Below are 1,841 nucleotides of genomic sequence, written 5' to 3'. Positions count from 1 at the left end.
GACAATTTCTTTTCCACTTAATTCACTTAACCTCAATAAAGACCACCCCTTCAATGTCCTTTGTACATATTATGGAGTAGTCCACTTTTTTAGAAGTAATTTCAGTTTGAAAGCTTTATTGGTAAATCATCGGTCGGACTAATTAAAGCTAATGAAAAATCATCAGTGAAAACTCGTTTTCCCATAGCATTCACACTATTTTCATTAACTGCATTTATTTCATCTAATATTTGATCAAGACTCTTATGGTCTTTTAATAATAATTCATTTTTTCCGTTACGGCTCATCCGGCTATTTGTACTTTCCAGGCTAAGCATAAGGCTGCCCTTCATTTGTTCCTTACTATTTTTTAATTCTTTTTCAGTTATACCTTCTGCCTTCAGCTTTGCTAAGGTCTCCTGAATCGTTTCAAATAACAGATTTAATTGACTACTTCCTGTTCCTCCGTAAATTGTAACCATCCCTGTATCCTTATAGGAGGAATGATAAGAGAAAACAGAATAAGCCAAACCTCTTTGCTCACGTACATCTTGGAATAATCGACTGCTCATGCTGCCACCAAGTATATTATTTAAAACAATTAAGTCATACACATCTTTATCTCCGATTTGTAGTCCATTAAAGCCTAAGCAAAGATGCGCTTGTTCGGTTTCTTTTTTGCGTGTGATTTTATTTGTATGGAATGTTGGCTTTTGTAATTCTTGCTTTATTTGATTACCTGAATAGTTACCAAAATAAGCTTCAACTTCTGAAATAAAGTTTTCTTCAATATTTCCTGCAATTGATATGACCACTTTATCCGGTGTATACATGTCATTCATATATTGACGTAGCTTGTTTCCATTAAAGGTTTCTAATGTTGCTTCAGTACCAAGTATCGGATAACCTAATGGATGATTCTCATAACTAGCTTTACTTAATAAGTCATGGACGATATCATCAGGTGTATCTTCATACATTTTGATTTCTTCGAAGACGACATTTTTCTCTTTTTTCAATTCGTCTTCATCAAACGTTGAATTGAAAAACATATCAGCAAGTACATCTAATGCAAATTTTGCATGTTCATCTAATACCTTTGCATAGTAACAAGTATATTCCTTAGATGTGAACGCATTTACTTGTCCACCTATACTATCAAAAGACTCTGCAATTTCTCTTGCAGATCTTGTTTTTGTTCCTTTGAAAAACATGTGCTCTAAAAAATGTGAAATGCCGTTATTTTCCGGGGTTTCATTCCGTGATCCTGTCCCAATCCAGACACCAATTGCAACTGATCGAACAGTTGGGATGTTTTCTAATACAATTCTTACACCATTTTGACAAGTATATTTTTTGACCAAGACTGTATTCCTCCTGTTCTATGAACACCACATTACTTTTTCTTTAGTATTATACGTTCTTCGTTTAATAATGTAGAGACATTATCGATGATAAGATCTTTTTGTTTAATTGATNNTGGTGATGTCGGATGCATTAAAACAAGAGCACCAGGATGAACTTTTCCCATAACTCTCTGTACCAATACATGTGGTTGTGGACGCTGCCAATCAATTGTATCAACACTCCACATGATTGTTTTCATTCCAAGTTCATCTGCTATCTTAACAACTTCGTCACGATAACTTCCACTTGGAGGAGCAAAAAGAGTAGGTTTTTTACCTGTTGCTGCTTCAATTACCTGATTCGTCTTAATTAATTGCTCTCTAACAAGCTCAGATGATAATTTTTTCATATCAGGATGTGTATAGGAATGATTGCCAACCTCATGCCCTGCATCCGCAATCATTTTTGCTAAATCTGGATTTTCCTTGACCCATCTACCTTCCAGGAAAAAAGTT

At 34.7% G+C, this 1,841-nt stretch carries 2 protein-coding genes; both read right to left on the bottom strand.

Features of this window, described 5'->3' with window-relative positions; all coding sequences use genetic code 11:
- Nucleotides 1-101: 101 nt before the first annotated feature.
- Complete coding sequence (locus V7147_RS21750; RefSeq protein WP_335369899.1) at nt 102-1,343, bottom strand: M16 family metallopeptidase; 1,242 nt, start codon at nt 1,341-1,343, stop codon at nt 102-104.
- 32 nt (nt 1,344-1,375) lie between these two features.
- The coding region (locus tag V7147_RS21745) for a polysaccharide deacetylase family protein (protein ID WP_335369898.1) at nt 1,376-1,841 on the bottom strand (466 nt) is incomplete at its 5' end.

This window comes from Bacillus sp. JJ1521, from assembly GCF_036965165.1.
In the GTDB taxonomy this organism is placed as follows: Bacteria; Bacillota; Bacilli; order Bacillales; family Bacillaceae_L; genus Ferdinandcohnia.
This window is presented reverse-complemented; position numbering and strand designations above follow the sequence as displayed.